The organism is Methylobacterium sp. J-092, assembly GCF_022829325.1.
Lineage (GTDB): Bacteria > Pseudomonadota > Alphaproteobacteria > Rhizobiales > Beijerinckiaceae > Methylobacterium.
Genome location: NZ_JAKSXU010000187.1, coordinates 1 through 14736 on the forward strand (window position 1 = coordinate 1; position 14736 = coordinate 14736).

At 66.6% G+C, this 14736-nt stretch carries 23 protein-coding genes; 9 read left to right on the forward strand and 14 right to left on the reverse strand.

From position 1 onward, the window contains the following. The 11 genes from MKK60_RS22310 to MKK60_RS22360 form a co-directional block, all read right to left on the reverse strand. On the reverse strand, window positions 1-687 hold a 687-nt coding region (locus tag MKK60_RS22310), incomplete at its 3' end, for a hypothetical protein (RefSeq protein WP_243988610.1). After that, on the reverse strand, window positions 684-905 hold the full coding sequence (locus MKK60_RS22315) for a hypothetical protein (protein ID WP_243988611.1): 222 nt from the start codon (window positions 903-905) through the stop codon (window positions 684-686). The genes MKK60_RS22310 and MKK60_RS22315, both read right to left, overlap by 4 nt. A 2-nt stretch (window positions 906-907) precedes the next feature. Beyond that, entirely contained in the window at window positions 908-2665 is a 1758-nt protein-coding gene (locus MKK60_RS22320) for a hypothetical protein (RefSeq protein WP_243988612.1), read from the reverse strand. 4 nt (window positions 2666-2669) lie between these two features. Beyond that, the gene (locus MKK60_RS22325) at window positions 2670-4784 is read right to left on the reverse strand and encodes a DNA cytosine methyltransferase (RefSeq protein WP_243988613.1); all 2115 of its coding nucleotides are present in this window, start codon (window positions 4782-4784) and stop codon (window positions 2670-2672) included. Further along, a complete protein-coding gene (locus MKK60_RS22330; protein WP_243988614.1) occupies window positions 4781-5674 on the reverse strand; it encodes a hypothetical protein in 894 nt (297 codons plus the stop codon). Before MKK60_RS22330 ends, MKK60_RS22325 begins: the two co-directional genes overlap by 4 nt. Next, on the reverse strand, window positions 5671-6063 hold the full coding sequence (locus MKK60_RS22335; RefSeq protein WP_243988615.1) for an HNH endonuclease signature motif containing protein: 393 nt from the start codon (window positions 6061-6063) through the stop codon (window positions 5671-5673). Before MKK60_RS22335 ends, MKK60_RS22330 begins: the two co-directional genes overlap by 4 nt. Next, the gene (locus MKK60_RS22340; protein WP_243988616.1) at window positions 6060-6362 is read right to left on the reverse strand and encodes a hypothetical protein; all 303 of its coding nucleotides are present in this window, start codon (window positions 6360-6362) and stop codon (window positions 6060-6062) included. Before MKK60_RS22340 ends, MKK60_RS22335 begins: the two co-directional genes overlap by 4 nt. After that, window positions 6362-6709 carry a hypothetical protein gene (locus MKK60_RS22345; protein ID WP_243988617.1) on the reverse strand — a complete coding sequence of 116 codons (348 nt, stop codon included), beginning with the start codon at window positions 6707-6709 and terminating at the stop codon, window positions 6362-6364. Before MKK60_RS22345 ends, MKK60_RS22340 begins: the two co-directional genes overlap by 1 nt. A gap of 80 nt (window positions 6710-6789) precedes the next feature. Then, the gene (locus tag MKK60_RS22350; RefSeq protein WP_243988618.1) at window positions 6790-7596 is read right to left on the reverse strand and encodes a hypothetical protein; all 807 of its coding nucleotides are present in this window, start codon (window positions 7594-7596) and stop codon (window positions 6790-6792) included. Next, window positions 7596-7781, reverse strand: a complete 186-nt coding sequence (locus MKK60_RS22355; RefSeq protein WP_243988619.1) for a hypothetical protein — start codon at window positions 7779-7781, stop codon at window positions 7596-7598. Before MKK60_RS22355 ends, MKK60_RS22350 begins: the two co-directional genes overlap by 1 nt. Then, on the reverse strand, window positions 7778-7972 hold the full coding sequence (locus tag MKK60_RS22360; RefSeq protein ID WP_243988620.1) for a hypothetical protein: 195 nt from the start codon (window positions 7970-7972) through the stop codon (window positions 7778-7780). The genes MKK60_RS22355 and MKK60_RS22360 overlap by 4 nt, the downstream gene beginning before the upstream one ends. A 585-nt stretch (window positions 7973-8557) precedes the next feature. On the opposite strand from MKK60_RS22360, the gene MKK60_RS28535 reads away from it, so the two are divergent. Together MKK60_RS28535 and MKK60_RS22365 are read left to right on the forward strand one after the other, a co-directional pair. Beyond that, on the forward strand, window positions 8558-8692 hold the full coding sequence (locus MKK60_RS28535) for a hypothetical protein (protein ID WP_279604218.1): 135 nt from the start codon (window positions 8558-8560) through the stop codon (window positions 8690-8692). Between the two features lie 9 nt (window positions 8693-8701). Continuing rightward, window positions 8702-8971, forward strand: coding sequence for a hypothetical protein (locus MKK60_RS22365; RefSeq protein WP_243988621.1), 270 nt, complete (start codon window positions 8702-8704; stop codon window positions 8969-8971). A 75-nt stretch (window positions 8972-9046) separates the two neighbouring features. On the opposite strand, the gene MKK60_RS22370 is transcribed toward MKK60_RS22365, so the two are convergent. The 3 genes from MKK60_RS22370 to MKK60_RS22380 form a co-directional block, all read right to left on the reverse strand. Then, window positions 9047-9565, reverse strand: coding sequence for a hypothetical protein (locus tag MKK60_RS22370; RefSeq protein WP_243988622.1), 519 nt, complete (start codon window positions 9563-9565; stop codon window positions 9047-9049). A gap of 402 nt (window positions 9566-9967) precedes the next feature. Beyond that, on the reverse strand, window positions 9968-10222 hold the full coding sequence (locus tag MKK60_RS22375) for a hypothetical protein (RefSeq protein ID WP_243988623.1): 255 nt from the start codon (window positions 10220-10222) through the stop codon (window positions 9968-9970). 2 nt (window positions 10223-10224) lie between these two features. Further along, window positions 10225-11019 carry a helix-turn-helix domain-containing protein gene (locus MKK60_RS22380; RefSeq protein ID WP_313901146.1) on the reverse strand — a complete coding sequence of 265 codons (795 nt, stop codon included), beginning with the start codon at window positions 11017-11019 and terminating at the stop codon, window positions 10225-10227. On the opposite strand from MKK60_RS22380, the gene MKK60_RS22385 reads away from it, so the two are divergent. The 7 genes from MKK60_RS22385 to dnaN all read left to right on the forward strand — a co-directional run bounded on the left by MKK60_RS22385 (window position 11009) and on the right by dnaN (window position 14698). Further along, window positions 11009-11251: a hypothetical protein gene (locus MKK60_RS22385; protein ID WP_243988624.1), complete on the forward strand. Its 243-nt coding sequence runs from the start codon at window positions 11009-11011 to the stop codon at window positions 11249-11251. The two genes, MKK60_RS22380 and MKK60_RS22385, sit on opposite strands and share 11 nt — an antisense overlap. Continuing rightward, the gene (locus MKK60_RS22390; protein WP_243988625.1) at window positions 11248-11487 is read left to right on the forward strand and encodes a hypothetical protein; all 240 of its coding nucleotides are present in this window, start codon (window positions 11248-11250) and stop codon (window positions 11485-11487) included. Before MKK60_RS22385 ends, MKK60_RS22390 begins: the two co-directional genes overlap by 4 nt. A 455-nt stretch (window positions 11488-11942) precedes the next feature. Further along, window positions 11943-12410 (forward strand): hypothetical protein, encoded by a 468-nt coding sequence (locus MKK60_RS22395; protein WP_243988626.1) that lies wholly within the window; start codon window positions 11943-11945, stop codon window positions 12408-12410. Window positions 12411-12537: 127 nt separating this feature from the next. Further along, window positions 12538-12816: a DUF2312 domain-containing protein gene (locus tag MKK60_RS22400; protein WP_243988627.1), complete on the forward strand. Its 279-nt coding sequence runs from the start codon at window positions 12538-12540 to the stop codon at window positions 12814-12816. 3 nt (window positions 12817-12819) lie between these two features. Next, window positions 12820-13338, forward strand: coding sequence for a VRR-NUC domain-containing protein (locus MKK60_RS22405; RefSeq protein WP_243988628.1), 519 nt, complete (start codon window positions 12820-12822; stop codon window positions 13336-13338). Continuing rightward, window positions 13335-13550 (forward strand): hypothetical protein, encoded by a 216-nt coding sequence (locus MKK60_RS22410; RefSeq protein ID WP_243988629.1) that lies wholly within the window; start codon window positions 13335-13337, stop codon window positions 13548-13550. Before MKK60_RS22405 ends, MKK60_RS22410 begins: the two co-directional genes overlap by 4 nt. Continuing rightward, window positions 13547-14698: a DNA polymerase III subunit beta gene (gene dnaN / locus MKK60_RS22415; protein ID WP_243988630.1), complete on the forward strand. Its 1152-nt coding sequence runs from the start codon at window positions 13547-13549 to the stop codon at window positions 14696-14698. Before MKK60_RS22410 ends, dnaN begins: the two co-directional genes overlap by 4 nt. Window positions 14699-14736: the final 38 nt, after the last annotated feature.

Genomic DNA, 14736 nt, shown 5'->3' on the forward strand with positions numbered 1-14736 from the left:
TTCTTCGACGGATGCCTCCATCGCGGCGGCAATATCGCCCGCGTTTCGCATGACGCCCTCGCAGGCGTTCAACGTATCGGCGGATCTCTCAAGAGCCCCGCGCAGCCGCGCCACCTCATCGGCGAGCCGGTCGCGGTCGGCTTCGGCTACGTTGCGCCTGTCGGCTTCGCGGATCAGCGCTCGTTGCCGCGTCTCCATGCGAGCGCGGACGTTCTCAACGCATGCTTTGGCGTTGGCGATGAAGTCCTCACCTCGTCGCGTGAAGAACTCCGAGCCGCCCCAGGTCAGGCCAGTCAGCGCCTTGGTCAGCGCTGTTCGATCCTTCTCCGCCTCCTCCGCGCGGGCCTCGGCGGCGGTGATGCGGTCGAGGATGGCCTGCCCGAACTTCGCGGCATCGGCCTCGCTCGGTTCGTCTCCGAGGGTCATCGCGTCGCAAGCCGGGCAGTAGATGTCCGAGTCGTCGCCACCGCTATTTGTGCCGCATAGCTCGGACGAACCGACCCAGCCGCAGTGCTCGCACTCCATCAGGAAATAGCGAGCGCGGACCGGGATCGGCGCCACCGTACGCGGCGAGGCTTTGCGGGCTGCTTCTTCGGCCGCGATCTCAGCCAACATCTCCGCGTCAGTCGGCTCGTGCCGTTCCCGCTCCTCTGCTGAGGCGGCGCGTTGGGGTGAGGGGGCGGTCATGACGGCCGCCTCCCCTTACCGATGCACTCGGTGATGTATTCGGTAACGACATAAGCGATGCGCTCGAAGCTCGCCGTCGTGATCGGATCGCGGGCCCGGAGTTGCGCAAGCGCGGTAGCGGCGTCTCGGTGGGGCGGTCGCTTGATGTCGCAGGCCGCCTCGGCGATCCGCAGCGTCAGTTCGGTGGCGTCCACCTCTGCGATGAGAAAGGTCTTCATACTCAGTTCCCTCCCTTGGCCGGAGAGGGAGCCGGGCGGACGGCCTGAAGCGTGAGGATGTCGTCCGCAAGCGCTCTCAGGCAGTGATGCCCCCAGACCGTTTCGTGGTCAGGCTGGGCCGGGTCTTGCGGCCAGAACTCAGCCCCGAAGTGAACAGAGCCGGGCGTCTCCGGGTAGTGCAGCGCGCCCGTCTCCGAATTGACGCCGCACGAGCCCTGCATCCGGATCCGTCCATGCTGCGTCAGGGCGCGGAAGCGAGCTGCGTCGAGAGCATCCCCCGCATCACCCTCGGCAACGGGCCGGACGGCGAGGGCGGCGACCAGCTTCGGGAGGTCCTCGTGGCTGATGCCGAGATTGAGGTTCCTGGCGAAGTGGTCCGTGGCCTTCTCATGCCACTCGGCTGCGGTCTCAGGCACCCATAGCGGGCTCCGCGTTGCCCCTTCCCCTCCCGCCGATGCGGCCGGCGCTGGGGAGGCGGGTCGGGTGGCGAGAGCTTCACGCTTCTCCATCTGCTCAACTTCCCCGCGCGCGGCGTCGATCGCAGATCTCAGGCTTTTTCGGGCTTCACCGACGAAAAATCGCCGCATGAACCGAAAACCGGACGCTTCCCCTTCAACTGATGGAATATGGTCGAAGGATATGCCCGTGCAGCTCTTTCGAGCGACTTGATCTAACCAATTTAGACGTTCTGCGTCGTCTAAATTAGAAGAATGCATGCCAATGATATCATCAAGGCCCCAGAAGTAATCTTGCCAATGATCCTCAACATATTGGTTGAGGGCCGAAACTTCTTCATAGCCAAGAGCATGGCCAATCATGCGCGCGATAATGCGCGCAACTCGCTCTCGCTCCACCGGATCGCCCGCGGCTCCGGCCGGGGTGCGGGACGCGAGGGGGATTTCTCGGATCAGCAGGGTCGCATCAGCGAGAGCGGCCCGAGACATGCCGTCCGCCTCGGGGATGCGTTCGTGCGCCATCTTGTTGACGGCGTCCGCGGCCTCGTCGCGCATGTCCATTCGGCCGGCGATGTAGCGTTCTCGCAGCCCCTCCTTCCCGCCATCGGCAGGCGGGGCCGCAAGAGCTTCGATGGTGAACCGGATCGCAAGGTCGAAGGCCTGCCAGAAGTCCGCGGGCAGGTTGTTGCCTCCGAACTCGGGCCAGGCCGCGTCCATGATCTGGCCGGGCACGCCGCGCTCGGTAGCCTCCGGCAACTCAATCGGGCGGTCCCAGGTCAGGGAAGCATAACCATCGGCTGGCCGTTCTCTTGCAGCGAGAGTGGCAGTGAGCTTCGGGTAGCGGCCGATCGATGTCTGGAACAGGGACTCGACGCCATCGGCAGGCGGGGCCGCAGGTGCGGAGGCGAGGGTGTCGGCGAGCACTTCGAAGCAGCGAACGGCATCGTCGTACTCCGAGCACATCCGCAGCGGGTGCCCATCGTCCTCGAAGTGGTAGTGCTCCACGAGGCGGCGAAGGCACTCGCGACCGTTGTGGATCGCGCCCTCCGGCACTGCTGCGGGTGCGCGCGGGGCGGGGGAGGCCGCGAGGGCGGCGGCGTAAGCCAAGATCGCATCCTGGACGATAGCCGCGGCCACGTCCTCTCGGCTCATGCTTAATGGGCTGCCGGGCGCATGCTGAGAATTGGCTCCAGCGAGCCGCTTCGATGTCGCCTCGCCAGCGACGTGGGCGGCCTCAACAGGATCGCATTCCACCTCCCGCAGCGTCGCCTCGGCCGTATGGGTCTGGGTCTGGGTCTGGGTCATGGCGTCACTCCGCGGCGAAGAGGGGCATCGCGACCGGGCCGGGCCGCGGGCGAGCGTGCTGAATGGGATCGGCGTAGTTCGCTGCGACCAGGGCGCGGGCCATGTCGGGGCAGACGCTGTTCCCGCACATCCGACCCTGCGCCTCGAGTGTCAGCGGGACGATGGTTCCGTCCGCGAGCTCGCCGCGATCGATCGTGTAGTCGGGCCGGAAGCCCTGGGCGTTGAAGCGCTCGCGCGGCGTCAGCATCCGCATGCCGATGTCGACGATGGCGTAGGGCTGGCCCTGGATCGTGACCGTGACGACGCCGTGCCGCGGCTTGGCGGTGAGCGTGTGGAGCGGTTCGTCGGCCGCCTGCGACGGCAGTCCCTCGCCGTAGTATTTCGCGAGGAAGGCGTAGACGGCCGCCGCGTGGTTGCCGCCGGCGGAGACCGTCGGCGCCGGGGCGTCGATGGGGCCGTCCCGGCGATCGGAGCCCCGCAGGTTCAGCAAGTGCGCCGCGACCACGTTCTGGTGCCCGCCCGCGGCCGTGATGGTGGAGACCGGGGTCCGAGCGTCCGTCCCGGGATTCACCGCACCATCCCGGGCCGTGTTGTGCTGGGCCAGGAACGCGGCGACCACGCCGGCCTTGCCCGCGCCGCCGGCGGTGATGGTGCCGACCGGCTCCTCGACGTCCGAGCCGACCGAGGCGCCGAACTGCCGAGTCATGTGGATCGCGGCGAGGCTGCCCTCGTTCCCGGTCGGGACGATGACGGGGGCGGGCTGGTCGACCGGACGGGACCGCGGCTCCTGGCCCGGCCGCTCGCCGTAGCGCGGCACCAGGATCCCCGAGACGAGGTGGCCGGGCAGCGCGTCGCTGGCGGTGATCGTGGCCGCTGGCAGATCGACGGGGCGAGTGCGCGGCTCGTCGCCGGGCTTCGCCTGCAGGCGTGGCGCGAGGAACGGCGCGACGACCGCGTGCGTGCCTGCCTGCGTGACGGTGCGCAGCGCGTCGTCGACGGGCCAGACGTTGGGGCCCCGGCCGGTTGTCTTGCCGTTGGCGACGTTCACGATCACCGGCGCGACGATCGCTTTCTGGTCCTTCGGGCTCGCCGTGATGGTGTGGAGCGGGTCGGACACGTCCCGGTTGCTGCCGCCCTGCTGCCCGAGGGTGACGAAGGGCATCACGACCGCCTCGCCGCGCTTCCCCGTCATCGTCGGCGCGGGCTCGTCTGCGGCATGGTCGCGGCCGGCGGTCGCCGCGCCGTGGTTCACCTGGACGAGGAACGGCTTCGCGGCGGTGATGACGTAGCGCCACGTTCCCTTGGCGATCCGCGCCATCGTGTTCGGCTTAAGTGGCCGCTGCGCCTTGATGCCGTGCTTCGCCTTGATCTCAGCCCTGGTGTCGAAGATCGACGGGCACGGCAGCGACCAGTCGATGATCTCCGCCGCGGTCCGCCAAGGCAGCAGCGTGCCCGCCAGGACGCCGGCCGACGTCGGCGCGCCGTGCGTCGCCTCCGGCCACACGATCGGCTTGCCGTCGCGGCGCGCGACCAGGAACAGGCGCTTGCGGATCGTCGGCGCGCCGTAGTCGCACGCGCGCAGCTCGCGCCACTCGACCGCGTAGCCCATCGCCTGCAGGGCCGCGACGAAGCTGCGGAACGTGGCGCCGCGCTGCAGCGGGCATGGTCGGCCGTCGTCGAGCAGCGGGCCCCAATCCTGAAACTCCTCGACGTTCTCCAGGAAGACGCAGACCGGGCGCTGCCAGGCCGGCAGGCTCTTGATCCAGCGCACGCCGACCCATGCGAGGCCGCGGATCGCCTTCTCGCGTGGCTTGCCGCCCTTGGCCTTGCTGAAGTGCTTGCAGTCCGGGGACATCCAGAGGAGGCCGACGGGCCGGTTCGCGCAGAGCGAGCGGGCGTCGACGTTCCAGACGTCCTCCTCGATGTGGTGCGTGCCCGGATGGTTGATCCGGTGCATGGCGAGCGCCATCGCGTCGTGGTTCAGCGCGTAGTCCGGATCGCGGCCGAGCGCGGCCCGGATACCCTCGGATGCGCCGCCGCCCCCGGCGAAGCTGTCGATGATGAGCGGGCGCAGCCTCACCGCCCTGTCCTTCCCGAGCGTGGGGGTGGTCGCGGTCATGCGGCAGTCCTCTGACCAGAGGCGCGGTGACGCGCGAGGATGACGCCGACGGAAGCCGGGGTGGAATCGACCATCGCGGCGATTTCGGTGTTGGACCGGTCAGGATCCGCCAGCTTGAGAGCGACGATCCGCTGGCCCTTGTCTCGAGCTTCGGTGAGGCCGCGAGATCCGAGGCGGGCGAGCAGATCGATCAGCCAGGGGCCGTCGACCTTGCGCATGTCGATCAGGCCCGCGTTCTGGACGATGAAGCGAGCGATCTCGGCCTCAGCGACGCGGTAGGCGTCTCCACCCTGGGCCGGACCGCGATTCCATCCGGCACGCTCGGCGACGAGCAGCCCCTTCACGATCCATCGGGTGATGACGCTGCCGGCGATGCCCAGGCAGTACCCGAGCCGCATCAGCGACATGTGCTCGTCGCTCGGGCCCGAGAAGCCCTGCGCACAAATCTGCTTCTGAATGGCAGCCGGTGTACGACTCCAGCCGCGCTTCCGCATTTCGCGGGACATCCTGGCGCGGCTCTTATGTTTGTTTTCCTCGATGTAAGTGATCTCGCAAGCAAGCCACGCGGTCGCCGCAGAAGGGCGGGCTCGCAGGCCGAGTGTGCCGGCCCGACGCGAGATCTGCTGTGGCGTCAACGTGAGCGCCTTAGCGGCGCGGATCACCGAGCCCGGGGTGTGGTTCTGGTAGGCTCGGCGGATCACGTCATCCATCTGGGGCGTGAATCGGACGATCAGGCTTGCCTGCGAGACCTGGAGACCAAGTTTGGCCGCCTTGCTCATAGTGCCACCCACGGTCCGACCGAGATCGGCAGCGCACCGCTTCGCGCCTCGAGCCTTGTAGTTCTGATGGAGGTACGCATCCTCCTTGAGGGTCCATGCACGACGCTTCATGCTCCCGGCCTCCGGTATCCCAAGGTGAGCTTGTCGACGGGGGTGGTGGCGCGGCGGGCGGGCGCGTAGCGGCGGAAGCCCTGGCTCTGCAGGCTCGCCGGCCGCTTGATGCCGAGGTGCGCATCCTCCCGGCGTTTGGCCTGGGCGATGTGCTTCACGTCCTCTCGGGTCTTCGCGAGGTGGCAGGGCGTGCAGATCACCTGGCAGTTCGACAGGGTCGGCGTGCCGGTCAGTCCGTCCGGGTTGATGTGGTCGTAGGCGAACTTGCCGGGCGTCAGCGGACAGCCGCAGCGGGAGCCGTCGACCAGCACGAACTCGCACTTGCCGGCGGCGCGCTCCCACGCGGTGCGCTTGACCGGCTTCGAGAACTCGGCGCGGTCGCGGCTCATGCCCGCTCTCCCATCGCCATCAGGGCGTCGATCAGCGCCTCGGCTGTCGCCGGGGCGATCGCAGTGTCGGTGTCGGGATCGCGGACGTCGGAGAGCACCGCCTTCATCGCGGCCACGGCGCTAAGCCGGCCATTGATGGACTGAGCGAGCTCGCGGGCCTGCGGAAGCGTGCCCGGGTAGACGCCGCTGGCGAACTCGGCGCCGTCGGCGCTGAAGGCGAGCCAGGGCTTCCCGTCCGCGTCGCGCATGCCAAAGTCGGCGGTGACGACCGGCGCGGCCGGCTTGGTGCGGGGTGCCATCACGCCACCCGCCGAGCGAGGGCCGCGGGCGCCACGCTGGCGGTGAGCACCACGGTGCGACGCGCGGCGGCGTTCAGATCCAGGCGGGCCGTCCAAGCCTTCTGCAAGCTCAGGCTGTCCGCGTAGCCAAGCCGCCGGACCTGTCCCGTCAGCACCTCTTCGGAGGCCGACCGAAAGTTGTCGATCGCGAACTCGGCGCCGATCCGGATCGAATGCGGGCTCCGCTGCGGGTCGCCGAGCTCCGCCGCGATCTTTCCCTCAAACGCCATGGCGATGACGGCCTTCGCCATCGCCTGGATCTTCTCGCAGGCGCGGTCCGCCGCGGCCTGGACGTCTTCGGCGATCAAAGGGCTGTCGGACTCTTGGACCAAGATGCACATGGCGGCCTCGGGCGGATGGGTGTCGGAAGGTCGAAGGGGGATTGGCGTCAGGCGGCCGCGGCCGGCGCGAGCGCGGCGATGCGGTTGACGCTGCTGAGGAAGAAGCGGTCGCCGCCCAGGGCGGTCAGCACCTCGGAGAGGACGGCCGCCTCCTCCGAGGTCATGTGCAGGGCTGTGCGACCGGCCCGGATCACGACCCGACGGAGAATGGCCGCAGCCTCGAACCGCTTGGGCTCCTTCACCTCGGAAAGGATGCTGTAGATCGTGGCGTCGGTGACCTTCGGCGCGTTGCAGCGAGAGCCAGGATCCCGCGACGGAACGCGGACCCCATGCCGCTCGACGAGCTTCAAGGCTGCACGGAACGCCTCCGCAGAGACGTTAAACCCCGACCCGGCCGGCGCCGGCACCTCGCCAATCTCCTCCAAGCGCTCGATCGCTCTCGGAGCGTCGCCGTAGAGACCGCCCACGCCCGGGCTGCGCAGGACCGCGACCAGTGCTCGCGCGTCCTCTGCCGAGGGCAGGATGACGACCGGGTCTGCCTCGCCCGTGTCGAGAGTCTGGCCGAGGATATCGAGCGCCGCCCACATCTCCGGATTGGAAGCGCGGCGCCCACCCGCCAGCGTCGAGATCGCGGACTTCAACCGCTCGTGCGTCTCAAGCGAGAAGGATGCGCCACCCGACGCGAGCCGCTGGTTCTCGCGCTGCTGACGACGCTGCTTGTGAAGATCGCGCGCCCGGTGCGCCAGCTTGCGCTCCTGAACGCCGGCCTGATGAATGCTCTTGCCGACGGCCCGGCGGGACGCGATCGCGGCGTGCGACCAGTTCGGGTCTTCCCTAATGGAGGCGGCGCCCATCAGAGCCAGCCCAAGCGAACAAGGCAGGCGACGAAGCTGACCGCAGCGAGCAGGATGCCGGCGCCGAAGAACGTGGCGATGGAGATGGCCGTCGCGTCGAGGCTGTCGGACGAAGGATTGTCGTTCGCGCCGCGCTCGCCCTTCGGCAGAGAGCTGTTCATGCGCAGAGCGTCGGGGCGGCTCATCGCGCCACCTCACGGAGCGAGGTCGTCAGCGCGGCCTGCAGCTCGACAATCGCCGCATCGGCGGTCTTGAGCGGCTGGCCCAGAGCGAATCGCTCGGCGGCGGCCTGGTTCTCACGGACAATGCGCTCAGCGGCGCGCCGGGACGCCTCGGCGTCGAAGTGCTTGTTTCGGGGGTAGGTGCCGGGCTGCATCGGGGTAGCTCCACCGCTTGGCGATGAGGCATCTTCCCCTCAAAGGGGCATTTTCGTCAACCCCTCAAAGGGGAATATTTTAAGGACCGTGGGGAAGGCCTTTCCACAACCGTCAACAGCGGATTAGCGAAAACAGGACTCGACAGGCCGCCCGCTCCGCCCCCATCATAAGAACATAACGGGAACACAGGGGGCTTCGGGGTGGCATCAGCACATGGGACACCTCGATCTGAACTGACGGGAGTCCTCGGTCTTCACATCGGATGCGATGATTGCGGCCATCGATCGTATTGGCCGCGGTCGAAAGTGAGACGTGAAGAGAGAAGGGGATTTCGCACTATCCCCGGGCTTGGCAGCAAGCTGCGTTGCCGCCTTTGCGAAGAACGGGGGGGGAGCGGAAAAAACATTACAGTTCGACCTGTGCTTAAAGAATCGGATTGATATTGAAATTGGAGAATGATCATGTCGGGTATATTTATGTACGGTGCATTAAGCTTCGTTGAGGGTCGAGACGGACTACTTAGCCCAGGAAGGATACATCCCTGCAAATCGGCCGACGAGGCGCGAAAGACTGCCGAGGATCGGGTGGCACTGGGCTATGCCAAGGGCGCGGCCGCCTTCCTGCGTCAAGGCGGGGGCGAGTTTGATGAGGGCGAGTCGATCACGATTGCGACCTACGGCACCGTCCCGCCTGGCGTCTCTGACGCCCTGCCGTTCTAGGAGGTCACGATGCCGGTCATTTGGGACAACCCGATGGGCTACAGCTTCATCGCGACGCGGCAGTGCCGCTCATGCGACCACGATCAGAGCGTGACGCTGTGGTCCCGGCCGTGGGACTTCGCCAACGAGGAATTCGCCAAGCGCCTCCCTGAGACGCCGCTGACGATGCCGGAGGTAGCCAACATGCTTCGGGATGCCCCGTTCACGTGCAAGCGCTGTGATGACACCGAAGCGAGGCTCGTCGGCATGGCCTTGGACGAAGGCGAGGTTCTGTTCTAGTCCTCAGACGACCGGCTAAGAGCCCGGCCCACGTGGGCCACCGATGTTGTGCCGGTGTGAATTCCCGCTGCAGACCTAAGCGGCCTGGCGAGGCGGACAGAGATCGCTATCCGAATAAGGCGAGTGCGTCGCCGCCTCCGTAAGCGCTTCTTCGGCCAGCTTGCCTGCCGGTTTAACGAAGGATGCGATCGCGAACAGCACGATGAAGATCGTCAAGGCTGCCGGGCTCGTCGCCAAGACGCACATGATCGCCGTTCGCACAAAACGCCTACGGTCCTCAGTCGTCTCCGCGGAAACCAGATCATTCGCTACGGCTGGAACTGCGGGCTTAGTCCGGCGGCCAGTTATTGAACGAAAGAACACAGTGACCAGATACCAGACCAAATGCCATGCCGGGCCCGAGCCCATAAGCCCATCGGAGATGCGAAGAATTTGCGATCTTGTTAAAGCGAACGGCTGCTCGTCCAACATCATCTTGTCGGCAAGAGTAGCAAATTCCTCTCGGTTGACGCGGCCAAACGCGAAAAGTCGATTGGCGAGGGCAGCATAGAGTACGATCAAGAAGCCGGCGAATATGATGATTTTAGGCGTCATGTTCTTCGCTCTCCTTTCTTTGCTCTATCGTCGCGCTTCGCCCACTTTCGATCCGATGGCGAATTCGCCGCCTTTCGTGCTCCCTCGGCAACCTTACCAGTCGGTGCCATGCGCCGACGCATATCACAAAAACGAAACCTCCCGTAAGCACGAGAGGCCACGATATAATCTCTGCGTATGAGGAAACGATCCCAGCGCCCTCGGAAAGGTCCGTGACAAGTTCGCGTACCTCTGCGGCCTCTTTCAGACGGTGCCAGCTTTTGCCAAGCTGGAGCGTTAGTTTTTCGAGTCGTCCGACGAGAACCGTGAGAGCCACGGCAAGCGCGCTCAGCATCCCCGCGACGATGGTAGCGGTCTTTAACAGCGACTTCAGGCGCATGCGTCAGTACCAGCGCTGGTCGGTCACTGCACCGATCCGCCTTCGCTCGCCTGCAGCGTGCGCAGCGCCTTCCCTAGCGCCTCGTGAAGGTCCCACAGCGCCTCCACCCTGAGTGGAATACCGATCCGATGGCCGGCCGCCGTCTGGAGCACCACCACACCGAGCTCGTCGCCGGTGATGACCTCGGCGCCCGCTAGGCATATTGGCGTCAGATAATCTCCTGGCTCTCGTGGGAAACCGCGAACCTCAGCGGGCTGGAAGGGCTTGGCGTCAGCCATCGTCAGATGCCGATCAATTCTGGGTACGGAATCACCCGATGCACCCGGGCGACCCGCGCTTCGTCGAAGGTGAGCTCCTTAGGAGGCTCGTGCTGCTCCACGATCAGCTTGGTCGCCGTCCGACGGACGAGTCGCTTGACGTAGGCGTCACCTGGCTCGTGCTCTGCGGTACCCTTCAGCTCCACGAGCACGTAGTCGCGTGGCTGGGGACGCCGGTGGGGATCGACATAGATCGGGTCACCGTCTTCGTATTTCGGCGACACGCTATTCCCGACGACGTACACGACATAGACATCTCGACGGCTTTCGAGCGCCGGTGGCCGGGGCGCGTGGTCAATGGTCTGTCCGTTAAACCGGAAATCGCCGCCGGAACCGCCGGACCCGGTGCCATAAACAGGCACGTTCCGCGGTCCCATGAACGTCGAGCTTTTTAGACCAACGGGCTGCGCGGGGATGCTCGCATTGGGTTCGGCTGGCTCAGGTAAGGCCGGCGCCGGATCAACCGTGTTCGTGTCGCCCATGACGACCGCCCGAGAAACCTCGAAGGCCTTGGCGGCCAAGCCAATCGTGCGCTCGGTGAGCCCCCGTTCGCCACGCTCTAACTTGATAAACTGACCACGGGACACGCCTACGGCGTCGGCCGCCTGATCGTGCGTCCATCCACGCTTCGTACGCAGCTCTCGAAGGCCGTTCCCCATAAGGGGACAAGTGACCGAAAAATTCTGCCTCCGTCCTTCCCCTTGTAGGGGTTGACGAGCTTCCCCTTTAAGGGCAAGTTCTGGGGCTATGAGGCTCATCGATTACATGCGCTCCGAAAATCTCGACGACGCCGCCATGGCGGATCGCGTCGGCGGGATCACCGAGCATGGCATCCGCAAGCTGAAGTACGGCGAGCGCGGGCCTTCGATTGAGGTGGCCATCCGCATCGACTCGGTGAGCGGCGGCAAGGTCGGCCTGCACGATTGGTCGAAGGCTCACGAGACGACAGCTCGTTTACAGGTCCCGCCGCAGACGGGAGCTGCAGCATGAGCGCGCCTTCCGACGACACCTTCACCCACACCACGAAGACCGGCGACGGTGAGCTTCGCATCAGCGAGGTGCACGGCCGGATCCATGAGACGTTCCGCAGCCGCACGAGCCGCATCCCGGTGACGGCTCAGATGGAGCTCGCCGACGCGGCGGAGCACTACCAGCGCGGCGTCGAGCTCGTGAAGCTGGCGCAGGCGGCTCGCGCCGCTCGTGCCGGCGAGCGCGGGGAGGCCTGACATGCAGGCTCGCGCTCTCCGTGCCTGTGCCCTAGTGGCCGCTCTGTTCGTCACCGTGCTCGTCATGGCGACGCTCGGCGAGATGCGCGGCCGTGCGTCGGGCGCTCTGCCGCCCATGCCGTGGTCCGCTCGATGACCGCGGCCTCAACCCTTTCCCCCATCGATCCGCCCGGCTCCTCCCTGGCCTCGGATCGGACTTGCCTGGCCGGTGCCCATGTCTCGCGTCTGCGCCGGCCGGGCGCTTTCTCTTCCACCCTGCACCTTCCCGCCGTGGGCTCTGATCAGGCGCGCCAACGCCTGTCTGCCTCGACGGTTCGTCTGCTCGTCTCGCGTGGCCGTGCCTTCCGCCAAGTCGGCGGCCGCGCTCTCGTCCTGTGTGCTGCGTACCCCTGCCACCTCCTGCATCTCCGCCGGTCTCCTTCAGTGATCACAAGGTCACACGAAGGAGTTCCGAGATGTCGGAAAAGCTCACCGAGGGCTCGGAAAAACATTCCGAGGGCAGTTGCATGACGACCGTCGATCAAGCCGCAGTGCTTTTGCAGGAAATCGCCGAGCCGAGGCCGGTCGGCGACACCGTGAAGGCTGCCATTACCCGCGCGGCTCGTGCCGTATCCGCCGTCTTACAGGAGCCGATGTCATATGGCCGTGCCGAGGACATCTGGCGCCGCGAGGCCCGCCGGATCGATGCCGCCGAGATGGACGCAATCCGGCAGGCCCATGAGCGTCGCCACCGCGCGCTTCGTGAAGAGCTTCGCTCGGCTACAGCGCTTGCGGATCGCCTTGAGCGCCTGGCCGCTCAGGCCATTCCGATGGGTGATCTACCGGCATCTCTCGAGGTCCGCGACGCGGCTCGGCAGGCGAAGCGAACGGCGCGCGCGCTTCGCGGCCTTGCTGATGCCGGACCCCGACCCGGGGCACGCTGACGACGTCGACCCGTCGAGGCGACCCCGTCCGCCCTGACGCAGTCCGCAGAACGCGAAACGCCCGGGCCCCAACCGCGAAGCGGGGCACCGGGCGCCAGGACCAACCCGTGAGAATTGGAGCGCTCAGATGAGCACGAAAACCGAAAGCCAGCAACCCGATGTGTCGTCGTCTGAAGGCGTGGCTGCCGACGAGCTGCGCGCCTTCATCGAGCGCATCGAGCGTCTCGAAGAGGAGAAGAGCGGCATCGCCGGCGACATCAAGGAGGTGTTCTCCGAAGCCAAGGGGCGCGGCTTCGACGTCACCGCGCTCCGGACGATCCTGCGCCTTCGCAAGAAGGACCACAGCGAGCGGCAGGAAGAGGAAGCGATCCTCGAGCTGTACATGCAAGCGATCGGGATGGCCTGAGCGATGCGCCATCCGTCCGTCACCACTGGCCGTCGCATGCTGCCTTCCAAGGTGCCCATGCGCGAGTCCGCCATCCAGGCGGCCGTCTGCCAGCACTGGCGGATGTTCGGCCGGCCGCACACGCTCGTGGCCGCGATCCCGAACGAAGCCGCGAAGGGGCAGGCAGGCCTGACGAAGGGGCTGCCGGACCTGCTGGTGATCGGCGGCACCGTGCGGCTCGGCTTCATAGAGCTGAAGGTGCCGACCGGCCGGCTCTCGCTCGAGCAGAAGACCTTCCGCAACCTCTGCGCCTTCTGCTCCATCCCCTTCGTGGAGGCCTATGGTCGCGATGAGCCGATCAAGGTGCTCGAGGACTGGGGCATCCTTCGCAGGCAGGTCGGCGCGCCGTCCATGGCCCGGCCGACGGCCCCCGAAGACATCTTGAGGCGCGCGCGCGACGGCCAGTCCCCCGAGGGCATCGCCATCGCCTACGGCATGCCCGTTGAGGACGTGCGGTCGATCATCGTGCGGGGTCGGCCATGAGCGCCGATGACGTGAACCCCCTGCTTCGCTCGGCCGAAGAAGAGGTCTTCGACCTCTGGGAAGGCGGGTTCGACACCTTCGTGATCGCCGGCGTCCTCACGGAGGAGGGCCTGCCGATCGCCGAAGCCGAAGTCTACCGGATCATCGCGGCTGAGCAGGACCGGCGATACGCCGCGCGCTCGGCTGCCCCACTCGCGAGGGCATCGTCATGAGCAGGAAGAAGAACGAAGCGCCGGCCTTTCACGTCGAGGTCGATCGGGCTGACCTGCTGAAGGCTGTGACCCGGGCCGCAGCAGTCGTTGAGAGCCGAAACACGGTCCCGATCCTGTCCTTCGTCCAGTTGGCGATGGGCTTCGGCACCCTGGCGGTGACCGGAACCAATCTCGACAGCGAGATGCGCGTCGAGATCGAGGCGCACGGAGAGGGGGCGACCTGCCTTCCGGCTTACCGCCTGCGCGACATGCTGCGGGCGCTGCCGGACGCGCAGATCGTGATGACCGGCGACGAGAGCGGAATCGTCACTTTGCGATCAGGAGAGACCGAGATCACCTACGGCTCGCTGCCGGCGAACGATCATCCAGTCCTGGCCGTCGACAATGTCGCCTGGTCCCTGACGCTGCCCGACGGGGTGTTTGCCTACCTGATCGGCGGCGCCTCGGGGGCGATGTCGACGGAGGAGACCCGCTACTACCTCAACGGTGTCTGCCTCGAGGTGAAGGACGGGCAAGCGATCGCCGTGGCAACCGACGGGCACCGGCTGGTGTCCCGCACCTCGAACCTGTCGGGGAATCTCGCGGATCAGCCTTCGATCATCATCCCCCGTGATGCCGTCCGGGTCGCGCTAGCTCAGGTCGGAGGTGGTGAGGTCAAGCTGATCGCCTACGGCCCCGTCGCGGGGCAGCGCGCGACGAAGCTTGAGATCGTAGCCGGCGGGGCCCGCCTTCGGTCCAAGCTGATCGACGGCACCTTCCCCGACTGGCGCCGCGTCGTACCGACGTCCGAGAAATCCGTGTGCTCGGTCGGGCTGCCGAACCTCCGGCGCGCCCTGCAGATGGCCAAGGCGAACAGCACGGAGCGCGGCAGGGCCGTCAAGCTCAGCTACGGCGACGGCACGATTCGTCTGACCAGCGACAACCCCGATACGGGGAAGCTCTCCACGCGCCTTCCCTGCCAGGTCACCGCCCCGTTCCCCGACATCGGCATGAACGCCGATTACCTGCGCGGCCTCGCGGATGCTGCTGAGCGCATCGGCTCGAAGAGCCTTCGGCTGCACCTGAACGGTCCCGGCGAGCCTGTCCGGATCCTGCCCGACGAGGCGATCGTCGGCGCCATGGCTGTGCTCATGCCGATGCGCGTCTGAGCGCGCCGTCTCCCTATCCTTCATCAGGAGTGCCGAGC